The sequence below is a fragment of the Jiella avicenniae genome, assembly GCF_021390325.1.
In the GTDB taxonomy this organism is placed as follows: Bacteria; Pseudomonadota; Alphaproteobacteria; order Rhizobiales; family Rhizobiaceae; genus Jiella; species Jiella avicenniae.
This window is the reverse complement of sequence record NZ_JAJUWU010000019.1, coordinates 1-21108: the sequence shown is the minus strand read 5'-3', so window position 1 is coordinate 21108 and position 21108 is coordinate 1. Positions and strand designations below refer to the sequence as shown.

Sequence of the window (21108 nt, the reverse complement as noted above, 5' to 3'; positions counted from 1 at the left end):
CTCGAACCCTTCCTCGAGCCGTCATCTCATGCAAGGCGATGCCGGGCCGCCCGTGCGATGGGTCAGTCGGTGCAGACCACCGGATAGACCGCATCCTTCACCCTCGCGGTGGCGTCCGGGACGCTTTCGAGGGAAGCCTTCGCATCGGCGGTGCGGAACTCGATCTCGTTCTTGTGCAGGAACGCTGCGACCGTGTCCGGGCGGATGGCGAAGTTGATCGACTGGGGGATGTCCCCGGTCGCGTCGGCAACGGCGACCGCATCGAGCTTTGCGGTCACGACACCCACCACCCGGCCGGCGAGGTCGACCAGCGGACCGCCGGAATTGCCCGGCTGCACCGGCGCCGAGATCTGCAGGTAACGCGGGTCGTTCATCAGGCCGAGCAGCGAAGAGACGTTGCCACGGGTGACGTTGAGCGAATCGGCGAGAATCGAACGGAGCGGAAAGCCGAGCGCGAGGACGTCCTCGCCGAGCCGGGGCTTGGAGGCAGAAATCGCCAGCGGCTTTCCGAGGCTCGAATCCACGTGGACCAGCGCCAGGTCGTTTCCGTCGTCGATACGGATATCCGATGTCGAAACGTTTTCGCCGACCTCGACCTTGCGGCAGCCGCGAACGACATGGGCATTGGTCAGCAGCCAGCCGTCGGCGACGACGAAGCCCGATCCGGCCATGTCGAAAGCGGGGCTGCCCGGCTGGGGGGCCACCCCTTGTGCCGGCTCCATCGCACCGCTTCCGCCGCGCCGGCTGCGCGGCAGCTCGAAGAGATGCGAGCGGGCATTGCCGTCGCCACGTTCGGCCATCGCGTAGCGGGCCGACTCGCCGTCGGAGGTCGAGCGGCGTCGCGCCAGCATCGCGGAAAACGGATTGGCACCATTTTCGGCGACCAGCGGAGCATTCGGCTCGCCGGCGAAAGGCTCGAACAGATTGGAGGCGACGGTGATGAAGGAGCCGATCTCCGCTGCGTCGACCTCCGCATCCGCGTAAGAGATCGAAAAGCCCCGCAGGTCGGAGCCCGAGCCGGAGAACCGCATGAAGTAGCGCCGCCCCGATTCGGTGCCGGCGACGGTGAACCAGTCTTCCGCCTTCTGGGCGTCGCTGACCGAGCGCTGCGCGGTGGGCTCGCTCAAGGTGGCGTACAGCCCACCGAGCGTCTGGCCGGTTTCGGCGATGCGAACGGTCTCGACCTCGATACCGTTGCCCTCGGCACGCCAAAGATTGCCCACCTCGGTCCGACCGCGATCGCTCACCAGCTTCAGCGGCAGCGCGAGGCGCGCACCGGTCGCGCCGTCGTCGACCATCGCGACGCCGAGATCGGACTGGATACCGTCGGACATCGCGATCAGCTTCTGCAGCATGGCTTCGCTGATCACGCCATCGGCCTTCATGCCGTGCCGGGCCTGAAAATCGCGGATGGCGCGCAGGGTCGGCGCGGCGATCATACCGGAGAACGGTCCGGCATAGTCGCCCGTCCAGGCGAGGCGGATCTGCAATCCGCGCCGGAATGAAAGGTCCGTCTGCGTGTTGTAGGCGAGTGACAGTTCGGCCGACGAAGACGTGATAGGGGTGATGCCGCTCGAAAGGTCACGCGCAGCCGCCGGCGAAACCGCCAGCAAGCAAGCTGCCATGATGACCCCCAGTCCGCGACGCATGTGATCCCCCTGCGTGTCCGAATGCTGCAGTCTACAATGCAGCCCGAGCGTTTTCGATCCGCCCTGGCGTAAATCTTTTTTTAAGGTTTCTGCCGCCACTTACCCCTGACGCAGCGGAAAGTACAGCGGATCACGCAGCGTTGATGGGACGCCGGTCGGCCATTGGCTGGCACCCGTCGGGCCCTGCCGCACAGCCTGTCCTTGGTCGGCATCCGCCACCTCCGAAGCAGCCCATGCTGCCAGCGACCCTTTTCAGACGGTGCGCCCACCGTGCCAGATCATCGGGCGTCGAACGATCCGATAACAACTTTGTGAGCACGCGGCGTGTCGCCCCGGGACGGCTGCGGGCGCGCCATCGGTTCGACCGAGCCGAGGGGCTCGACTTCGTCGCCGAGCGATCGCGCTATCCGGCCGGCTTCGAAGCGTCTGCGCTGTCCTCACCCCCGCGCCAGCGACCCCGCGGGCGGATGCGCGGCCTCGTCGCCGAGTTCGATGCCGGCGATCCTGTCGCCACGCCGCTTCAGCTTGTCGCTCGACAGCGAGATCTGGTCGATGTCCCGCGAAGCGTGGGCGAAGTGGCCCTTGAGGGCGGCGACCCGTGCGTCGAGGCGCTCCAGGTCCTCGGCGAAGAGCCGCACCTCGGACTGGATCCGGCCCGCCGAGGCCCGCAGCCGCGCATCCTTCAGGACCGCCTGGACGACCTGGATCGACAGGTTGAGGAGCGAGGGCGAGACGATGACGACGCCGGCCCGGTAGGCCTTCTGGACGACGTCGTCGAAGCTTTCGTGGATCGTCGCGAAGATGCTTTCCGACGGCACGAACAGGAAGGCGGTGTCCTGGGTCTCGCCGGGGATCAGGTATTTTTCCGAGACGGCCCGAACGTGCACCTCCATGTCGCGGCGCAGCCGCGACGCGGCGGCGGCCCTCGCCTCGGCATCCGGCGATGTCTCGAGGGCCGAATAGGCCTCGAGCGGAAACTTCGCGTCGATGACGAGGCCGGGGGCGCCGTTCGGCATCTTGATCAGGCAGTCGGGCCGCCGGCCGTTGGAAAGCGTCGCCTGGAAGACGTAGACGGAGGCCGGCAGGGCGTCGGCGACGATCGCCTGCATCCGCCCCTCGCCGAAGGCGCCGCGGCTCTGCTTGTTGGCGAGGACGTCCTTCAGCCTCACGACCTCGCCGGTGAGACTGCGGATCTCGCCCTGCGCCTGATCGATGACCGCGAGACGCTCCGCCAGCGCGGAGAGCGAGGCCTTGGTGTCCCTGGTGGTCGAAAGGATCGACTGGCCGATGCGGCTGGTCAGACCGTCCATCCGGTCCGACAAGGAGCGTGTGAGATCGGCCTGCCGGGCGCCGAAGATCTCCGTCATGGTCTGCATGCGCCCGGACATCTCGGCCTGGCTGCGAACGAGCTGGTCGAGCCGGGCGGTGTTCTGCTCGGCGGCGTCGAGCGCGGCGCGTCCCCTCCTGGCGCGACCGGCCGCCCGAAGCCAGGCGAAGCCGAGGACGAAACACAGCGCTGCGAGAGCGGCGGCAAGACCCGTCACCTCGACGCCGGCGAGCGCGACGACGGGACGGTTCAAAAGGGCGACGACGTCGAGAATCATGTGCGCGACGATAGCAGGCAATCCTTAACGATGGGACCAAAAGAAGAACGGATTCATCGGCAGACTTCGAGACGGCCGGATTCCGGCGGCTCCTGCGCCGGCCGGCAGTATACGAAAGCATCGCTCCCACGCGCATGAAGCGGATTGACCGCTTCATCGCCAGCCACTACCTCCGCGCCATGACGATCAAGCCGCTCATCATTCTCCCCGATCCCAAGCTCCGCGAGGTCTCCCGGCCGATCGAGCGAGTCGACGATCCGTTGCGGAAATTCGCCGACGACATGCTGGAGACGATGTACGACGCGCCCGGCATCGGCCTTGCTTCGATCCAGGTGGGCGAGCCGCTCCGCATGCTCGTGCTCGACGTGTCGAAGGAGGACGAGGAAAAGGCGCCGCGGGTGTTTCTCAACCCGGAGATCGTCTCGCGCTCCGACGAGCGCAGCCTCTACGAGGAAGGCTGCCTGTCGATCCCGGACTACTATGCCGAGGTCGAGCGGCCGGCGACGGTGACCGTTCGCTATCTCGGGCTCGACGGCGCGATGCACGAGGAGACGGCGGAGGGCATCTTCGCCACCTGCCTGCAGCACGAGATCGACCATCTCGACGGCGTTCTCTTCATCGATCACATCTCGAAGCTGAAGCGCGACATGGTGATCAAGAAGTTCACCAAGCAGGCGCGGCTGAAATCGGCCTGAGGCGATGGCGCTCTCCGTCGTCTTCATGGGCACACCGGCCTTCTCCGTGCCGACGCTCGCCGCCATCGTCGCGGCCGGGCACCGCGTGCCTGCGGTCTACACCCAGCCGCCGCGCAAGGCCGGCCGCCGCGGGCTGAAGCTGACGCCCTCGCCGGTCGAGGTGGAAGCGGAGCGGCTCGGGCTCGCGGTGCGCTCGCCGCTGAACTTCAAGGACCAGGCCGAGATCCAAGCCTTCGCCGCCCTCGAAGCCGACGTCGCGGTGGTCGTCGCCTACGGCCTGCTTCTGCCACAGGCGGTGCTCGACGCGCCACGCTTCGGCTGCCTCAACGGCCACGGCTCGCTGTTGCCGCGCTGGCGGGGCGCCGCGCCGATCCAGCGGGCGATCGAGGCAGGCGACGCCATGACGGGCATGATGGTGATGCGGATGGAAGCCGGGCTCGACACCGGCCCCGTGGCGCTCACCGCAGAGACGGAGATCGCCCCCTACGAAACGGCGGGCGATCTTCAGGAGCGACTGTCGCGGCTTTCCGCCGAGCTGATGATCGAGGCCCTTGCGAAGCTGGAAGCGGGCACCCTCCCCTTCGAGGACCAGACGGCGATCGAGGCGCGAACCGGTCGCGCTCCGCTCTATGCCAAGAAGATCGACAAGGCCGAGACCCGGATCGACTGGACGGCCGAGGCGGCGGTCGTCGCCGGCCGAATCAACGGCTTTTCGCCGATGCCGGGGGCCTGGACGACGATCCCCTTTGCCGGCGCGCCCGAGCGGGTGAAACTGCTGCGGGCCGTCGCGGTCGATGGCGATCACGGTCAGGCCGTCTCCGATGCCGACATGGCGTCCGTGTCCCCCGGAACCACCCTCGACTCCGGCCTCACCGTCGCCTGCGGCTCCGGCGCCGTGCGCCTCCTCGAACTGCAGCGCGCCGGCGGCAAACGCGTGGCGGCGGCCGAGCTGCTGCGCGGTGCGCCCGTCGCGGCGGGAACTGTCTTGGGCGGGGAGTAGGTAATGCTGTCTGCCGGGCCGACCGCCACAGAAACAAGCAACCGCCCTCCCCGCGGCGTCATCCTCGGGCTTGTCCCGAGGATCTACTGCCGTCGGCCGACGAGGGAATATGACGGGTGGGTTTCATCGACCGAGGATTTTGCCGCGGAGATCACAGGAGATCCTCGGGACAGGCCCGAGGATGACGCCGCGGTGAGGGCTGTGAGCCGTCATCCGGGACCTGTCGAGAATGTACGAAGAGATCTTCGGCCGGAGCCACAATCACCTCTCCGGATTGCGCGAATTGCCCGCCGCCCTCGCTGCGCTCGGCCCCCCGCATCCCCCGCCTGATGCCCCGCTACAAGCTCACCATCGAATATGACGGCGGCCCCTATCGCGGCTGGCAGCGGCAGGAGAACGGCCTGTCGGTCCAGGAGGTGATCGAGACCGGGCTTGCCGGCTTCACAGGCGAGGCCCCGACGCTGTTCGGCGCCGGGCGCACCGACGCCGGTGTTCACGCCACCGGCCAAGTCGCCCATGTCGATCTGTCCCGCGAATGGCAGGCGGACACGGTGCGCGACGCGCTCAACGCCCATATCCGCGACGAGCCGGTCTCGATCGTTTCCGCCGAGCGCGTGGCGGACGATTTCGACGCCCGCTTCTCGGCCCGCAAACGCTGGTATCTCTACCGCATCTTCAACCGCCGGGCGCCGCCGGCGATCGACCGCGGCCGGGTCTGGTGGGTCTCGCGCGACCTCGACGTCGCGGCGATGCACGAGGCCGCCCAGGCCCTCGTCGGCACCCACGACTTCAACACCTTCCGCTCCACCCACTGCCAGGCGAAGAACCCGATCCGCACGCTGGAGGAACTCTCCGTCGTGAAGGGCCCCGGCGAGGAGGTGCATATCACCGCGATGGCCCAGTCCTTCCTGCACAACCAGATCCGCTCCTTCGCCGGGACGCTGAAGCTCGTCGGCGAGGGTCGCTGGACGACGGGCGACGTCGTCGCCGCGCTCGAAAGCCACGACCGCACGCGCTGCGGTCCGGTGGCGCCGCCGGACGGGCTGTATCTGACGAAGGTCGAATACGGCAACGCCCCGAAGCGGACGCTGCCGGCCTATGACGGGTAACGGAGCGCCCCCTTCTCACCACCGCACCCCCTTCGCGAAATCCACGAACGCCCTCAGCGGCGCCGGCAGGTTTTTCCGACCCGGATAATACAGAAACGGTCCCGAGAAGCTCTGCCACCAGTCTTCCAGCACCGGTTCCAGCCGCCCGTCGCTCAGCGCCGGCCGCAGCCATTCCTCGAACAGCCCGAGGATGCCGACGCCCCCGATCGCGGCTTCGACGGCGAGGTCCATGCCGCCGCCGGTGGAGGTGACGAGCGGGCCGCCGGCTTCCACCTTGACGATCTCGCCGTCCTTTTCGAACTCCCAGGGCGTCGTCAGCGCACCGCCGCGAAAGCGGCCGAGAATGCAGCGATGGGTCAACAAGTCGCGCGGATGCTCCGGCCGCCCGGCGCGGTCGAGATAGGCCGGCGAGGCGGCCGCCGCCATCCTCTGCTCGCGCGGGCCGATCGGCACGGCGATCATGTCCTGTTCGAGGCGTTCGTCATAGCGGATGCCGGCGTCGCAGCCTTCCGCCAGAACGTCGACGAAGCTGTCCTCGCAGATGACTTCCAGCCGGATGTCGGGAAAGGCGGCGAGGAAATCCGGGACGATCTTCGGCAGGACGAGGCGGGCCGCGGAGACCGGAACGTTGAGCCGCAACGTCCCCGCCGTGCGATCGCGAAACGTATTGATGACATCGAGAGCGTCCTCGACCTGCGTCAGCGCCGGGCCGAGCCGCTCGATCAGCCGGCGCCCTGCCTCGGTCGGCGCGACGCTGCGGGTCGTCCGATTGAGCAGCCGGACGCCGAGACGCGTCTCCAGCCGGCGGACCGCCTCCGACAGGCCCGACGCGCTCTTTCCGGTGACGCGCGCCGCGTCGCGGAAGCCACCGGCGCGCACCACTGCGAGGAACTCGGGCAGATCGGCGAGTTCGGGCATCGTTCGTCCTTTCGCACGACCTGTGCGGATTTCAGCCGGTTATCGCACAGCTTGCGGTGGTCTAGCTACGGGCCGAACCACAGAGGAGTTCAGTAATGACCGACCTTTCCAAAGCAGGAACCTTCCAGCTCGGTGACAGGACCGTGAAGCGCATGGGCTATGGCGCGATGCAGCTCGCCGGACCGGGCGTCTTCGGCCCGCCGAAGGATCGCGCGGGCGCCATCGCCGTCCTGCGCGCAGCGGTCGAGGCCGGCGTGGATCACATCGACACCAGCGACTTCTACGGTCCCCACGTCACCAACCAGATCATCCGAGAGGCGCTCGCCCCCTACCCGGACGACCTGACCATCGTGACCAAGATCGGCGCGAAGCGCGGGCCGGAAGGATCCTGGGAGCTCGCCAACTCGCCCGCCGAGCTGCGAGGGGCCGTCGAGGACAACCTGAGAAATCTCGGTCTCGATGCGATGGACGTCGTCAACCTCAGGATCATGTTCGACGTCCACGGCCCCGCCGAGGGCTCGATCGAGGCGCCGATGACCGCCCTCGCGGAGCTGCAGCGCGCCGGTCTGGTGAAGCATATCGGCCTGTCCAACGTCACCCCGACGCAGATCGCCGAGGGCCGGGGCATTGCCGACATCGTCTGCGTCCAGAACCAGTACAACATCGCCCATCGCAGCGACGACGCGCTGATCGACGATCTGGCGAAAGACGGCATCGCCTATGTGCCGTTCTTCCCGCTCGGCGGTTTTTCGCCGCTGCAGTCGGAAACGCTTTCGGCCGTTGCGGCGAAGCTCGGGCGGACGCCGATGCAGGTGGCGCTCGCCTGGCTGCTGCAACGCTCGCCGAACATCCTGCTCATCCCGGGAACGTCGTCGGTCGAGCATCTGCGGGAGAATCTCGCTGCGGCCGATCTCGCACTGCCAGCCGAGGCGATCGCCGAACTCGATCGCATCGGGACGGCTGACGCGGGCTAGCGTCGAAATCTGCGCAAGCGGGTGACGCCGACCGGAGTCGGTCGGCCCTCACACCAGCGGCACCCCCGTCACGTCCATCACCGCGCCGTAGCTCAACAGCGAGGCGATGATCATCATCACGGTGATGGCGACGGCGGCGGCGAAGTCCTTGGCGAGCGCGAAATAGATCAGGCGCATGGTGAGGGTGACCGTGGCGATGGTGACGAGCAGCCCGGCAAAGGCCGTCACCTCGCTGGCGCCGAAGAGGATGACGATCAGCCAGTAGGGCGTCACGGCCCAGGCGAGCAGCGCGCCGCCCCAGTTGGTGGCGACGACCAGGGGCACGATCTTCTTCGAGTAGCCGATGCGTTTGGCCGCGAGCATCAGGATCAGCACCGGCAGGAGCCAGGCGAGGACGTCGGCGAAGGCGTGGGCGCCATAGACGACGATGCCGCTCCGCTCGTCCGCGAGGACACGATGGCCGCCGAGCTCGTAGGCGAGCCAGGACAGGGCGAGCGGCGGCAAAGCGACGATGACGGCGGCAAAGGACTGCCAGAAGCCGTCCGCCGACAGATCCAGCCGCTTCAGGCCCTCGGCTTTCCCCGCCATCAACAGGAAGGCGCCGTTGAAGAACCGTACGACGTCGTCGAGGCTCGGCATCAGGTCAGGCGTTGGCGGCGAACCAGCGGGCGATGAAGGCTTCATAGATTTCCGTCAGTCCTTCGAGGTCGGACAATGCCACCCGCTCATTGGACATGTGCATGGTCTTTCCGACAAGCCCGAATTCGATCACCGGGCAATGATCCTTGATGAATCGTGCATCCGACGTTCCGCCAGAGGTGGAAAGCTGCGGCCGGCGGCCGGTCTTTTCGGTGATCGCGGCGACCAGCGCCTCGGTCAGGGCCGCCCCCTTCGTGCCCGTCCCGCCGCCGGTCGAGAAGGCTTCGGACGGCCGCTCGCGCCAGACGAGGTCATAGCCGGCGGCCTCCCGGCCCGGGCGCAGATGCGCGGAGGCCGCGCCTGCGGCAACCCGTTCGGCGAGCTCGGCCTTCAGGCCATCGACGGTCCACAGATCGTTGAAGCGGACGTTGAAGAAGATCGAGCAGCGGGCGCCGATGACGTTGACGGAGGCGTTGCCGGTCTCGATCGCGGTGATTTCGAGATTGGAGGGCTGGAAGACCCCGGTTCCCCCGTCGAGGGGCGTCGCCATCAGCGCTTCGGCGATCTGGACGGCGGAGCGGACCGGATTGTCGGCGAGATGCGGATAGGCGACGTGGCCCTGGACGCCCGCCACCCGCACCTCGCCGGACAGCGAGCCGCGCCGGCCGATCTTGATCATGTCGCCGAGCGCATCGGGATTGGTCGGCTCGCCGACGAGGCAGGCGTCGAAGCGCTCGCCCCGCGCCCTCGCCCAGTCGAGCAGCTTCTGCGTGCCGTTGACCGCCGGCCCCTCCTCGTCGCCGGTGATCAGGAAGGACAGCCGCCCGCGGGGGGCGCCATGCTTGCGCAGATGTCTGGCGACGGCGGCGAGGAACGCGGCGATCCCGCCTTTCATGTCGACCGCACCTCTGCCGATCATCTCGCCGCCGACGATCGCGGCGGCGAACGGATCCTGGCTCCAGTCGGCAACGTCGCCCGGCGGCACCACGTCGGTGTGCCCGGCAAAGACCAGATGCGGCCCGGCCTCGCCCAGCCTTGCGAAGAGGTTTTCGACCGGCTCCGTCCCCGCCTCGGAGAACACCGGTCGATCGACGGCGAAGTCCTGCCCCGCCAACAGCGCTTCGAGTAGCGCCAGCGCGCCGCCGTCCCGCGGCGTCACGGAGGGGCAACGGATGAGGCCGGCCAATACTGCGGCCGGGTCGGTCGGGTCGATCGTGGCGGCGAGCGCCGCAGGCTCGGGGCGAGGATGCTGTGCTTCGGTCATGGCGCGGAGATAGCCGATCTGATGCCGGCCCGCCACAGTCGGCCGGGTCGGTGAGGATTCGTTAAGAAAGTAAGGCAGCCGCCATCTGAGCGCCACGATTGCGCCGCGATCGGGCGGGAGATCGGCAGACGGGGAAACTTCGAGCGGGGATGTCTGTGCTGATTGGGCGGAAAGGTTCGAGGGCCGATCGCGGGACGCGCTCGCCCTGGCTGCAGCGGGGGGCATCGCTCGCCGCCCTGGCCGGTCTCCTGGTGGTTTCCGGCTGCATCGCCGACGGCCCCGGCGGTTCGCCGCTCGGCGTCGCCTTTGCGGGCAAGGAGGACGCTTCCGCTCCGCAGGATGGCGATGATGACGGCCAGGCCATCGCTGCAGTGGCCGTCTCGTCCAAGGGCGTCGAGAAGGCCGACCGGGCGATCGCCCGGCGCGAGGCCGCTCAGATGGCCGAAACGGGGACGATTTCCGGCAGCGCCGCGATCGACAGGATGATCGTCGCGCACGCCGAGGAGAACGGCATCCCACCCGCCCTCGCCTTCGCCGTCGTGCGGGTCGAAAGCCGCTACAATCCGCGGGCCCGCGGCCGCGGCGTCTACGGCCTGTCGCAGATCAAGCCGGCGACGGCCCGCAGCCTCGGCTTTTCCGGCTCGGCGAGCGATCTCCTCGATGCCGACACCAACCTCACCTACGGGATGAAATATCTGAAGGGCGCCTGGGAGCAGAGCGGCCACGACGTCTGCGGCACGGCGATGAAGTACAAGGGCGGCCACCGCACGACCCGGATGACCGCCGCGGCCCGCAGCTACTGCTCGAAGGTCAAGGCCCACATGGCCGAACTCGACCTCAGCCGGCGCGCGCCCGGCCGCGCGGTGCCGGCGACCATCGAGACGGCGAAGCTCGAGACGAGACGAAGTGCCGAGCCGCGGCGCGAAGCCTCCGACGCCATCGTCGAGGCGGTCGCCTTCGCCCCGCAGCGGGCCGACCGCCCGACCCCGGGCGACGCCGTCCCGAAAACGATGCGCGAGATGGCGGCCAAGTCCGAAGCGGCTGCCGCACGCGGCGGCCGCGTTGCGGGCGCGAAGACGACGCCGGAAGCCGAGACGGACGCAGAAACAGCCCGGGACGCCAATCTCGCCGCCCGCTTCGGCGACGACGATGCGAGCGTCCCGGCACCTGCCCTGCGCCCCTCGGTCGCCGACTGATCGAACCTTCCACCGGGTGACGCGCGAAAGGCCGCGTCGGTTGGCGGTCGAGAACGGAGACCCGCCGTCCAGGCTGTCGGCCGGTCATGCTTTTCGAACCAGCTCACAGGTTGGCGGAATCGCGAGCCGCGGTCCCGGCAATGGCCGGTCACTGCTCGGTGACGACCAGCATCGGTCCCAGCCGATCGCGGCGATAGTCGATGCCGCCGGACGGATAATAAAGGCTCGACACCGTGCCGTCGAAGAACAGCGCGTTCCTGCAGCCGAGCCCGTCCTTGAAGAACGTGCCGAAATCCCAGAAATTCACCGGCGACCGCGAGAGGACGAGGGTGACGACCCGCCCGTCCTCGCTCGCGCAGACGCCGTTGCGCACGTGCCGGCTGTCGGAGTTCTCGATGAAGCGCGGATGCAGCCTGCCGTCGACGACGAGCATCGGGCCGGACTGCGTCGCGAGGTCGGGATCGTGCCCGCCGTCCAGATAACGGGTCGATTCCATCACCCCCGCCCGGCCGTTCTCGACGAAGAAGACGCCGTTCGGCCGCAGCGAATAATTGCCCGAGCCGGTGCCGAGAACCGCGCCGTGCAGCTCCCTGCCGTCCTGTACCGCCAGCCCGACCGGCCGGCGATCCTCGTGATACATGCCGGCATTCACGATCAGCGCGACTTCACGGCCGGGCAACGAAGCCTTCGCCGCCTCGAAGGTCTCGTAGGGCCTGCCCTCCTTATCGACCGCCCGCAGCGCGAGGTCGTAGCGGTCGAGGGCGACGTCGCAGACGATGTATTCCACGCCGGCCGCGGTCTCGGTGCGGCAGAGGCCGGCATGGGCGCTCGGCAGAGCGGGAACGGAGGTTAGCCAGCCGAGCAGGCCGGCGGCGGCGGTGAGGGGAAGAGCGACAATCGAACAGAGCTTGGGAGATCTGAACCGCCGAGCCGTCATCCTGCGACAGGTTCCGTCTGATCGACATGATGTTTCGATTTGACGAAGCCGGGCCCACAAATCATCAAGACGGACAGAGGCACGCCAACGACGATGCTGGGCAGACTTGCGGGCTCGACCATGACTGCAGGAGACAAGGATCTCGGCAATATCAGCTCCGCAGCAACTCGTTGATCGAGGTCTTCGACCGCGTCTTCTCGTCGACGCGCTTGACGATGACGGCGCAATAGAGGCTCGGTCCCGGCGCGCCGTTGTCCATCGGCTTGCCGGGCATGGTGCCGGCGACGACCACCGAATAGGGCGGCACTTCGCCGTAGCGGACTTCGCCGGTGGTGCGGTCGACGATCTTGGTGGACTGGCCGATGAAGACGCCCATGCCGAGCACCGAGCCCTCGCGGACGATGCAGCCTTCGACGACCTCCGAGCGGGCGCCGATGAAGCAGTTGTCCTCGATGATCGTCGGGCCGGCCTGCATCGGCTCCAGCACGCCGCCGATGCCGACGCCGCCGGAAAGGTGGACGTTCTTGCCGATCTGCGCGCAGGAGCCGACCGTCGCCCAGGTGTCGACCATCGTGCCCTCGTCGACACGGGCGCCGAGATTGACGAAGGACGGCATCAGGACGACGCCCTTGCCGATATGGGCGGAACGGCGGACGATGGCGTTCGGCACGGCCCGGAGCCCGGCCTCGCGGAAGCGGTTCTCGCCCCAGCCCTCGAATTTCGACGGCACCTTGTCCCACCAGGTGGCGCCGCCCGGCCCGCCTTCGATCACCGTCATGTCGTTGAGCCGGAAGGACAGGAGCACCGCCTTCTTCAGCCACTGATGGACCGTCCAGGAACCGTCCGCCTCGCGGCTCGCCACCCGCGCCTCGCCGCTGTCGAGCAGCTCCAGCGCCGCATCGACGGCCTCGCGCACCTCGCCGGTCGTCGTCGGGGAAACCTCGTCCCGCTCGTCGAAGGCGCGTTCGATCGTCAGTTCGAGGGCGGCGCGGTCCTGCCCGGTCATCGGCATGGCTCCTTGATCAGTCAAAGGTCGGGAATATTCGGAACCGTCGGCGCTCGAAAACGCCGCCGTCCGGATCGCCGCGGACCCTAGTTGCCGGGCTCTGCAAGGTCAATCGAATGCCGAACGAGGCGCTTTTGGAGGCGCGGCCCTGGGGTTCGGACCGATGGAAGCCCGAAAACGCAGAGCCGGCTCTGTCGCGGGGTAGCGGTGAGGCGCGTTCGAAGGCAGCGAAGGAACCCGGTCCCGACCGCGATTCTTCGCCGTCGCGAGAACCACGTAAGAAGATGGGCGGGCGGTCGATGGCTCGATGGCCTAGTTCGCGACCGTACCCGCCTTTTTCTCCATGCGAGCGCGGAGCGCCTCGCAGGGATCGTCGCGATCGGCGCGGGGGGTGAAGATGGTGAAGTCGTAGGGCGCCGGCATCTCGGCCTTGAGCCCGTAATCGGCGGGGTCGCCGTCCTTGCCGTCGACTTCCAGCATCCGCACGGAGATCGTCTCGGCCTCGGGATCGGTCCGCTGCAGGATCGAGGGCACGCCCCGGTCGTCGCGGACATGGCCGGAGCCGGCGATCAGAACCGCCTTGTCGCCCGATTGCGCGGCGTCGATCATCGCCGCAGCCATCGCGCCGTCGCGGGCGCGCTGGGCATCCGCCATGGTCGCCAGCGCCCCCTCGGGCATCAGGCCGCAATGGGCGCTGCGAACTTCTTCCGTCAGATCGGCAACGATCTCGGGATCGGCGGGCGCGTCGAGCGACAGTCTCGTCCGCATCTCGGGCGAAAGCGCCGAAATGCCGCTCTGGGCGATCGAGCTGACGACGTCCCGGTCGAGATTGCCGGGAAAGACCGCGAGACCCTCGCGCCTGGCCGTTTCGAACATCGGACGGTACATGGAGAAATCCGGCCAGCCCCTTGCCGACCATTCGAGCCGGTCCGCCAGCGAATCCATGTCGATGGCGCCGGCGCGCGGCGTGCCGAAGGCCGAAACGGCGCTGCCGAGCCGCGGCGGGATCATCTCGAATACCAGCGACAGATCCGCCGTCGCGTCGGCGAGATCGGCGACGATGTCGCTCTGCAGCCGGTGATGATCCGGGTTGTCGTGCGTCTCGCCGAGAAGAACGTAGCGGGCCGTCCTGGCGGCGCCGATCAGGGACGCGGCGTCCGCCCGGTTGCCATCCCCCTGGAAAATGCCGCCGACGAGCGGGTTGTCGGCGAAGAAGCGCGATTGCCAGGCCGGCTCGTCGGCGTCGAGAAGCCGGCTGGACAGCGGTGTCGCCTCGAAGGCGGGAGAGATCGCATCGGCCGTCTCCGCCGCGTTCATGTCGGCGGCAGCGGCGGCGTCCCCGGCCGCAGCGACCTTCGTCAGAAAGGCCGTCGCGCCGTTCGAGCCCGGATTGCGGGACGCCGTGGGCGCCAGCGCGGCACTGGCGGCGGCGACCGGCGGAACCGCGCCGTCGGCCACCGAGGCGACAAGCCGCCGGTCGACGCCGTCGACGAAAGGTTCGACCGTCGACACCCTCACCTCGGCGAAATTCTCGTCGCCCTTGCGGCGATAGCCGAGCGAAACCCGGTCCGACAGCGTCGGCGGCGTAAAGTCTTCGTCCGCCGATGCGGCCGGCACGGGTGCCGGCGCCGTCTGCACGGACGAGCGAAGATCGGCCGCATCGCGGGGCGGCAGGTTCTGCGCAACCCCGTAGCCGATCCCACCCAGGACGGCTGCCAGCGACGGAACGATCCAGTATTGGCGTTTCAAGTCGAACGACCCCCAAGCTCGGCTTTCGCAGCAGCCCCATTCCCCTTGCGGCCGCTGCGTCGCGAAGCGTTACGAATTGCGCCAGCATGTGGCAAAACTATTGCAGAATCGCCACCGGGGCGAAATTTATCGCTCGTCCTCGTCGTTTCGAAACGTCCGGCCGTTCGCTCGGCGGAAACGGCAGGCGCGCGGCACGCTCATTTCGCCAGAAGCGCCTTCGCCACGATCGTCCGCATGATCTCGTTGGTGCCCTCGAGAATCTGATGCACCCGGAGATCGCGGACGATCTTTTCGATGCCGTAGTCCGAGAGGTAGCCGTATCCGCCGTGCAGCTGCAAGGCCATGTTGGCGACCGAAAAGCTCGCGTCGGTGACGAAGCGCTTGGCCATGGCGCAGAACTTCGTCGCGTCCGGCGCCTTCCGGTCGAGCTTCCAGGCGGCCTGGCGCAGGAAGATCCGGGCGGCGGACAGCTCGGTCTCCATGTCGGCGAGGCGGAACTGCAGCGCCTGGAACTCGGTCAGCGACTTTCCGAAGGCCTGCCGGTCCCGCATGAAGGCGACCGACTTGTCGAGCGCCGCCTGAGCCGCGCCGAGAGCGCAGGCGGAGATGCTCAAGCGGCCGCCGTCGAGCCCCATCATGGCATAGACGAAGCCGCTGCCCTCCTCGCCGAGGCGGTTCCCGCCCGCGATCCGGCAGTCCTCGAGCCGCACCTCCGCAGTCGGCTGGGCGATCCAGCCCATCTTCTTCTCCTGTGCGCCGAAGGAGAGGCCGGGAGTCCCCTTTTCGACAAGAAAGGCGGAAATGCCCTTCGGTCCGGCCTCGCCCGTTCGCGCCATGACGAGATAGAGATCGGAAAAGCCGGCACCCGAGATGAAGCTCTTGGTGCCGTTGAGGACGTAGCCGTCGCCATCTCGTCTCGCGCTGGTGCGAAGGGCGGCCGCGTCCGAGCCCGCGCCGGGCTCGGTCAGGCAGTAGCTGGCGACAGCCTGCATCGAAGCAAGCTTCGGCAGCCATTCGGCCCGCTGCCCGTCGGACCCGAAACCGTCGACCATCCAGGCGACCATGTTGTGGATCGACAGGAACGCCGAGACCGACGGGTCGCCATAGGACAGCGCCTCGAAGATCAGCACCGTGTCGAGACGCGACAGGCCCGAGCCGTGGTCGTCGCGAACGTTGATCGCCGCCATGCCGAGCGCCGCCAGTTCGTTCAGCACCTCGCGCGGCAGGCGCTTCTCCTCTTCCCACGTGGCCGCGTGGGGCGCCATCTTCTCGGCGGCGAAGTCCCGCGCCATCTGGAAGATCTGCTCCTGCTCCTCGGTGAGCGAAAAATCCATGACCTGCTGCCTCCCTGTCATGCCGCCGCTTTTTTTCGCCTCGGGATGCGAGGCCCGCATCTGCACCTCGTCCCTCGCTGCGTCGCGACGATCGCCGCCATCAGACGGCGTGGGCGCGAGAAATTCAAGCAGACGGTCGGGACGGTCTGAGGGTCTTGCCGGAGTGGCCGGGGCGACTTGCCGACATCGCGGCCATTGATCGACGCCGGGCGGTAGCTGATATGGAGGGCGCTCCCGTGATTCCCGATGCGAAACCCGATGTCCGCCAAAGCCCTCGAAATCCTGAAGACCGTCTACGGCTATGATGCGTTCCGCGGGCCGCAGGCGCGCATCGTCGAGCACCTGATCGCCGGCAACAACGCCTTCGTCCTGATGCCGACGGGCGGCGGGAAGTCGCTCTGCTACCAGATCCCCGCCATCGCCCGGCCCGGCATGGGGCTGATCGTCTCCCCGCTCCTGGCGCTGATGGCCGATCAGGTTTCGGCCCTGCGGCAGGCCGGCGTGAAGGCGGCGGCGCTCAATTCCGACCTGCCGCCGGAGGAGCGGCGGGACTTGTGGGAGGCGATCGAGACCGGCGGGCTCGACCTCCTCTACGTCGCGCCGGAGACGCTGCTGCGCGGCGGCGTCCTCGAGCGGCTCGGCCGGGCGCGACTGTCGCTGATCGCCATCGACGAGGCCCATTGTCTGTCCCAGTGGGGCCATGATTTCCGCCCCTCCTACCGCCAGCTCGACATCCTCGCCCGCGCGTTTCCGACGACGCCGCGCATGGCGCTGACCGCGACGGCCGACGCGCCGACGCGGGGCGAGATCCTGGCGCATCTCGGCATCGCCGAGGCCGATGCCTTCATCGCCGGTTTCGACCGCCCCAACATCCGCTATGCCATCGCGGAAAAGGACAATCCTCGCGCCCAGCTCAAGGAGTTCTTGCGGCGCCACGAGGGCGAGAGCGGCATCGTCTACTGCCTCTCCAAGCGCAAGACCGACGAGACCGCCGCCTGGCTGCGCGCCGAGGGTTACGATGCGCTCGCCTATCACGCCGGCATGGACAAGGCGGAGAAGGAGGCGAACCAGCTGCGCTTCCAGCATGGCGAGGCGGTCGTCATGGTCGCCACCATCGCCTTCGGCATGGGCATCGACAAACCGGACGTGCGCTTCGTCGCCCATCTCGACCTGCCGGGCAGCCTCGAGGCCTATTACCAGGAGACGGGCCGCGCCGGTCGCGACGGCCTGCCCTCCGACACGCTGATGCTCTACGGCCATGAGGACATCGCGCTCAGAAGCCGCTTCATCGAGGAATCCGACGCGCCCGAACAGCGCAAGCGCACGGAGCGCCAGAAGCTCGACTCGCTCCTGGGGCTCGCCGAGACGGCAGGCTGCCGGCGGCAGGTGCTGCTGTCCTATTTCGGCGACCACTGCGAGCCCTGCGGCAATTGCGACACCTGCCTGGAGCCGCCGCAGCTCTTCGACGGCACGATCGCGGCGCAGAAGGCCCTCTCCTGCATCTACCGGACAGGCGAGCGCTTCGGCCAGGCCTATGTCGTCGACGTTCTCCTCGGCGTCGAGAACGACCGCATCGCCCAGTTCGGCCACGACAAGATCTCCACCTTCGGCATCGGCACCGAGCACGACGGCCGCCTGTGGCGGGCGATCCTGCGCCAGCTGATCGCGCTGCGCCTCGTCGAGGTCGACCACGCCGGACATGGCGGGCTTTCGATCGCGCCCGCCGGCCGCGAGTTCCTGCGCGACAAACCCGACCTGATGCTCCGCGTGCCGCCGCCCCGCCGTGCCCGGCGCGGCAAGGTCGCGGGCAGCTCTCCGCAGCAATCCGCCGTCCCCGAGGCGGACCGCGCCCTGTTCCAGTCGCTGCGCCAGAAGCGCATGGAGATCGCCCGTCTGCAGAACGTGCCGCCCTATGTGATCTTCCACGACAAGACGCTGATCGAACTGGCGGCGGCGCGCCCCGGCTCGCGGAGCGAGATGGCCGACATCCCCGGCGTCGGCGAAGCCAAGCTCGACCGTTACGGCCCGGCCTTCCTCTCGGTCATCGCCAAACACGCGGAGTGACCGCTCACGTCGTTCGACGGCGGCATCCCAAGCCCCGTCGCCTCGGCGGATTGCGAAGCCCGACGAACCCCGGCGCGCGATCGACCACCCCATCGGGCGTCTTCTCCGATCCCCGACCTCACGGGAACCGGATGCCCATCTGGGACGGGATCGAAGCGTCCATCGCGGTCACGGCCGGCTCGAACGCCTTGCCGTTCGCTCCGGCTCCTTCCGACCTAGGCATTTCCCCATCCCTTCGATCCGAACGAATCCGGCCGGTTCCGGTTGATCCATCGTCGGCGGCGTCCGCCGCATTGCTTCGATCGCACTCGAGCCAGGAGTTTGGACAATGGCAGCCCATGAAGGAGAACTCGCGGTCGTGACCGGCGCCTCCAGCGGCATCGGCTTCGAACTCGCCAAACTCGCCGCAGAGGACGGCTACGAGCTCGTCGTCGTCGCGGACGAAGCCGAGATCGAGGAAGCCGGGCGGAAACTCGGCCGGATCGGGACGCGGGTCCAGGCGGTCAAGGCCGACCTCGGCACCGAACACGGCGTGGCGGCGCTATGGCAGGTCCTAGAGGGCCGCCGGGTCGACGTTTTGATGGCCAATGCCGGCCGCGGTCTCGGCGGGGCTTTCCTCGAACAGGATTTCGGCGAGGCGAAGGATGTCGTCGACGTCAACGTCACCGGCACCCTCTCGCTGATCCACAAGGTCGGCCGGCAGATGCGTGATCGCGATACCGGCCGCATCCTGATCACCGGCTCGATCGCCGGCTTCATTCCCGGCTCGTTCCAGGCGGTCTACAACGGCACCAAGGCGTTCCTCGACTCCTTTTCCGAAGCGCTCGCCGACGAACTGAAGGAGACCGGCGTCACGGTCACCTGCCTTGAGCCGGGGCCGACCGCCACGGAGTTCTTCCATCGCGCCCAGATGGACGATACCTCCATCGGTCGGGACGATTCCAAAGACGACCCTGCGGCGGTCGCCAAGACCGGCTACGAGGCGATGCAGAAGGGCAGACGGCAGGTCGCCAGCGGCTTCATGAACAAGGTCCAGTCGACCTTCTCCGGCCTCATTCCGGATGCCGTTCTGGCACAGATGCACCGCCGGATGGCCGAACCGGAGACGGGTCGGGGCGGTTGATCCTTCCTCGCCCCCGACAGTCTGGCACGAGACCTTGCAGCGCCGGGGCGCCCTCACCGGCCGGGAAGCGGGGTTGGACCGGGCACGCGTCCCGTTGCCGAGGCGACCGGGCGAGATGTGCTCCTCAACCGCCGGCGTCGCGTCATTCGGCGGCTTTCAACCGCCGCGAGCGGGACACGTGGCTGCCGGCGGTCGATATTTTCGCGCCTTCGACGCCGCCCTCGCGCTTTTCGGCGACGGCCACGACTTCATCGGCTCACGCTGCGAGCGCCACGCCGGACCTTCGGGACCCGCGACGCCACGGATCTCTTAGCCGAGCACCGGATCGGCGCGCCGCAACCGCCGGCGACCCCGAAGCCACGCCTCCCCCAGAACGACCCGGGGGCCCTGAACGCCCTCGCCGCGACGATCGGCGTTGCCGCATTCAAGGGGCATAGTCCTCACAGGCGAGCTGATCGAGTGCCGGACGGCTCTCGGCGTTTCTCGGTCCCGCCGTCTCTGTCGAGACCCGAGCGCCGACGGTCGCCGGGCGCCCGTGCTCTTCAACGATTCAGGCTGCGCCTCCCCTGAGCGCCCCCTGCCACGACGAGCCCACCCACCCGGAACACGTGTGCGAAACCGCGTTCAACAGCCTATTTCGGATTATCGAAAAAGGTTGATTTCGCGAGGTAATCTGACGTGGCGGAGAGGAAGGGATTCGCCAGAATTGACCATTAAATCATTGATATATATAGACCCGCAATCGTCAACCAGTCATCTCCGTGTACCACCATTTTGTACCCATCGGCAAGCTGTTGCTCACATTTGCCACTGCGATTTTGCAAAGGCCATCTTCGCTAGACAAGAGCTCCGAAATACCGAGCCGATTTAAAGATTTGAAGAATGAGTCAATTGTTTCAAGCGGCATAGGCTGTTATGGAACTGCCGGTGGATTCCATCGCGAAGCGCAACAGTTTCATGAGAAGCAGATCCGGACGTCTTTGCCAAGCTCCTTGAGGAGTGCCTAAAGTGGCGTAACGAAGCCGAGGCATTTGCGCGGTGTCGTGTTCAGGGTGATTACAGCGTCCTGCAGGTCGGCATCCGAGATGATGTCGAGATCGAGGGATCTCAGGATCCATCGTCGCAATCGGCCATTGGCGTTCTCGACGCCACCCTTCTGCCAGGAGGCACAGGCGTCGCAGAACCATGTCGTCATGCTGAAGAGATCGCCCAGCAGCCCCTGGCGGGCGAAAGCCGTATTATTGTCGAAGGTGATTAAGGATCGCAGACCGGGCGCGAGGTGGCGGAAGACCGCGGTCATCGCGGCAATCGTCTCGGCCGCGGTCTTCCCGGTGAGGCGCGTTGCGAGCGTTACCCTCGTCTTTCGCTCGTGGAGGACGAGAACTGGCCGGGCTTTCCGGCAGATGACGAGATCGGCCTCCCAATGGCCTGCCTGGCGACGATCCTCGATCTCGGCCGGGCGATCGTGAATGGAACGACGATCCTTGATCGTGTCGCGAGAGGTCCGCGCCTTCATCGGGCGCCAGGTCCTGCGCCGACGCACGAGGTTGCCGCCGCGGCTCTTGGGGAGCTTGAGGGACAGCCTGCCGGCAGGCGTGTCGATCGTCTTCGGCCTGGTCCCGTTGGCATAGCCGGTCCACTCGGGTGCGCGCTCATAGGCGCGGGCGCCAAGATGGCGCTCGCGTTCGATCCGCATGGCCAGATTGAGCATCGCGGCGAAAGTGGCTGCCATGCCGTCTGGACCGGTCTCGATCAGCTATTCCATCAGCTCGGCGATGATCCTATCGTCCGTTGTGGTCTGCATTCGGTTCTCCTTGGCAAAGGGAAGAACCGGAATGGAGCCTCGG

17 protein-coding genes are annotated in these 21108 nt (G+C 67.6%); 7 read left to right on the top strand and 10 right to left on the bottom strand.

Annotated features, from left to right (window positions below; translation table 11 throughout):
- Positions 1-62: 62 nt before the first annotated feature.
- Positions 63-1625: a serine protease gene (locus tag LZD57_RS17920; RefSeq protein WP_233720857.1), complete on the bottom strand. Its 1563-nt coding sequence runs from the start codon at positions 1623-1625 to the stop codon at positions 63-65.
- 461 nt (positions 1626-2086) lie between these two features.
- Complete coding sequence (locus tag LZD57_RS17915; RefSeq protein WP_233720856.1) at positions 2087-3253, bottom strand: DNA recombination protein RmuC; 1167 nt, start codon at positions 3251-3253, stop codon at positions 2087-2089.
- A 179-nt stretch (positions 3254-3432) separates the two neighbouring features.
- On the opposite strand from LZD57_RS17915, the gene def reads away from it, so the two are divergent.
- From def to truA, 3 genes are all read left to right on the top strand, one after another.
- Entirely contained in the window at positions 3433-3948 is a 516-nt protein-coding gene (gene def / locus LZD57_RS17910) for a peptide deformylase (RefSeq protein ID WP_233720996.1), read from the top strand.
- 4 nt (positions 3949-3952) lie between these two features.
- Positions 3953-4948, top strand: coding sequence for a methionyl-tRNA formyltransferase (gene fmt, locus LZD57_RS17905; RefSeq protein ID WP_233720855.1), 996 nt, complete (start codon positions 3953-3955; stop codon positions 4946-4948).
- 329 nt (positions 4949-5277) lie between these two features.
- Complete coding sequence (gene truA / locus LZD57_RS17900; RefSeq protein WP_233720854.1) at positions 5278-6057, top strand: tRNA pseudouridine(38-40) synthase TruA; 780 nt, start codon at positions 5278-5280, stop codon at positions 6055-6057.
- A gap of 15 nt (positions 6058-6072) precedes the next feature.
- On the opposite strand, the gene LZD57_RS17895 is transcribed toward truA, so the two are convergent.
- Positions 6073-6975 (bottom strand): LysR family transcriptional regulator, encoded by a 903-nt coding sequence (locus LZD57_RS17895; protein WP_233720853.1) that lies wholly within the window; start codon positions 6973-6975, stop codon positions 6073-6075.
- A 95-nt stretch (positions 6976-7070) separates the two neighbouring features.
- Here LZD57_RS17895 and LZD57_RS17890 point away from each other — a divergent pair, with 95 nt between their 5' ends.
- The gene (locus LZD57_RS17890) at positions 7071-7949 is read left to right on the top strand and encodes an aldo/keto reductase family oxidoreductase (RefSeq protein WP_233720852.1); all 879 of its coding nucleotides are present in this window, start codon (positions 7071-7073) and stop codon (positions 7947-7949) included.
- Between the two features lie 48 nt (positions 7950-7997).
- Here the strand turns inward: LZD57_RS17890 and LZD57_RS17885 are convergent, their stop codons facing one another.
- Both LZD57_RS17885 and dapE read right to left on the bottom strand, forming a co-directional pair.
- Positions 7998-8588, bottom strand: coding sequence for a hypothetical protein (locus LZD57_RS17885; protein WP_233720851.1), 591 nt, complete (start codon positions 8586-8588; stop codon positions 7998-8000).
- A 4-nt stretch (positions 8589-8592) separates the two neighbouring features.
- Positions 8593-9801 (bottom strand): succinyl-diaminopimelate desuccinylase, encoded by a 1209-nt coding sequence (gene dapE / locus LZD57_RS17880; protein ID WP_233720994.1) that lies wholly within the window; start codon positions 9799-9801, stop codon positions 8593-8595.
- Positions 9802-10001: 200 nt separating this feature from the next.
- Between dapE and LZD57_RS17875 the strand changes: the two genes are divergently transcribed.
- Positions 10002-11048 (top strand): lytic transglycosylase domain-containing protein, encoded by a 1047-nt coding sequence (locus LZD57_RS17875; protein WP_233720850.1) that lies wholly within the window; start codon positions 10002-10004, stop codon positions 11046-11048.
- A 148-nt stretch (positions 11049-11196) separates the two neighbouring features.
- Here LZD57_RS17875 and LZD57_RS17870 read toward each other — a convergent pair whose 3' ends face one another.
- The 4 genes from LZD57_RS17870 to LZD57_RS17855 form a co-directional block, all read right to left on the bottom strand.
- Positions 11197-11985: a phosphodiester glycosidase family protein gene (locus LZD57_RS17870; RefSeq protein ID WP_233720849.1), complete on the bottom strand. Its 789-nt coding sequence runs from the start codon at positions 11983-11985 to the stop codon at positions 11197-11199.
- A gap of 151 nt (positions 11986-12136) precedes the next feature.
- Positions 12137-12991, bottom strand: coding sequence for a 2,3,4,5-tetrahydropyridine-2,6-dicarboxylate N-succinyltransferase (gene dapD, locus LZD57_RS17865; RefSeq protein ID WP_233720848.1), 855 nt, complete (start codon positions 12989-12991; stop codon positions 12137-12139).
- 312 nt (positions 12992-13303) lie between these two features.
- Entirely contained in the window at positions 13304-14740 is a 1437-nt protein-coding gene (locus LZD57_RS17860) for a ChaN family lipoprotein (RefSeq protein WP_233720847.1), read from the bottom strand.
- Positions 14741-14937: 197 nt separating this feature from the next.
- Positions 14938-16074, bottom strand: coding sequence for an acyl-CoA dehydrogenase family protein (locus tag LZD57_RS17855; RefSeq protein ID WP_233720846.1), 1137 nt, complete (start codon positions 16072-16074; stop codon positions 14938-14940).
- 258 nt (positions 16075-16332) lie between these two features.
- On the opposite strand from LZD57_RS17855, the gene recQ reads away from it, so the two are divergent.
- Together recQ and LZD57_RS17845 are read left to right on the top strand one after the other, a co-directional pair.
- A complete protein-coding gene (gene recQ / locus LZD57_RS17850) occupies positions 16333-18138 on the top strand; it encodes a DNA helicase RecQ (protein ID WP_233720845.1) in 1806 nt (601 codons plus the stop codon).
- Positions 18139-18466: 328 nt separating this feature from the next.
- Positions 18467-19261: an SDR family NAD(P)-dependent oxidoreductase gene (locus LZD57_RS17845; protein WP_233720844.1), complete on the top strand. Its 795-nt coding sequence runs from the start codon at positions 18467-18469 to the stop codon at positions 19259-19261.
- A 1003-nt stretch (positions 19262-20264) separates the two neighbouring features.
- On the opposite strand, the gene LZD57_RS17840 is transcribed toward LZD57_RS17845, so the two are convergent.
- Positions 20265-20993, bottom strand: a complete 729-nt coding sequence (locus LZD57_RS17840) for an IS30 family transposase (protein WP_233720843.1) — start codon at positions 20991-20993, stop codon at positions 20265-20267.
- Positions 20994-21108 lie beyond the last annotated feature (115 nt).

Excerpts from the sequence above, each read along its gene's own strand:
- LZD57_RS17895 (WP_233720853.1), bottom strand. The coding sequence starts at position 6,975 with ATGCCCGAACTCGCCGATCTGCCCGAGTTCCTCGCAGTGGTGCGCGCC.
- LZD57_RS17885 (WP_233720851.1), bottom strand. The coding sequence starts at position 8,588 with ATGCCGAGCCTCGACGACGTCGTACGGTTCTTCAACGGCGCCTTCCTG.
- LZD57_RS17845 (WP_233720844.1), top strand. The coding sequence starts at position 18,467 with ATGGCAGCCCATGAAGGAGAACTCGCGGTCGTGACCGGCGCCTCCAGC.
- LZD57_RS17890 (WP_233720852.1), top strand. The coding sequence starts at position 7,071 with ATGACCGACCTTTCCAAAGCAGGAACCTTCCAGCTCGGTGACAGGACC.
- dapD (WP_233720848.1), bottom strand. The coding sequence starts at position 12,991 with ATGACCGGGCAGGACCGCGCCGCCCTCGAACTGACGATCGAACGCGCC.
- LZD57_RS17870 (WP_233720849.1), bottom strand. The coding sequence starts at position 11,985 with ATGACGGCTCGGCGGTTCAGATCTCCCAAGCTCTGTTCGATTGTCGCT.
- fmt (WP_233720855.1), top strand. The coding sequence starts at position 3,953 with ATGGCGCTCTCCGTCGTCTTCATGGGCACACCGGCCTTCTCCGTGCCG.
- recQ (WP_233720845.1), top strand. The coding sequence starts at position 16,333 with ATGTCCGCCAAAGCCCTCGAAATCCTGAAGACCGTCTACGGCTATGAT.
- truA (WP_233720854.1), top strand. The coding sequence starts at position 5,278 with ATGCCCCGCTACAAGCTCACCATCGAATATGACGGCGGCCCCTATCGC.
- LZD57_RS17840 (WP_233720843.1), bottom strand. The coding sequence starts at position 20,993 with ATGGCAGCCACTTTCGCCGCGATGCTCAATCTGGCCATGCGGATCGAA.
- LZD57_RS17855 (WP_233720846.1), bottom strand. The coding sequence starts at position 16,074 with ATGGATTTTTCGCTCACCGAGGAGCAGGAGCAGATCTTCCAGATGGCG.
- LZD57_RS17875 (WP_233720850.1), top strand. The coding sequence starts at position 10,002 with ATGTCTGTGCTGATTGGGCGGAAAGGTTCGAGGGCCGATCGCGGGACG.
- LZD57_RS17920 (WP_233720857.1), bottom strand. The coding sequence starts at position 1,625 with ATGGCAGCTTGCTTGCTGGCGGTTTCGCCGGCGGCTGCGCGTGACCTT.
- LZD57_RS17915 (WP_233720856.1), bottom strand. The coding sequence starts at position 3,253 with ATGATTCTCGACGTCGTCGCCCTTTTGAACCGTCCCGTCGTCGCGCTC.
- def (WP_233720996.1), top strand. The coding sequence starts at position 3,433 with ATGACGATCAAGCCGCTCATCATTCTCCCCGATCCCAAGCTCCGCGAG.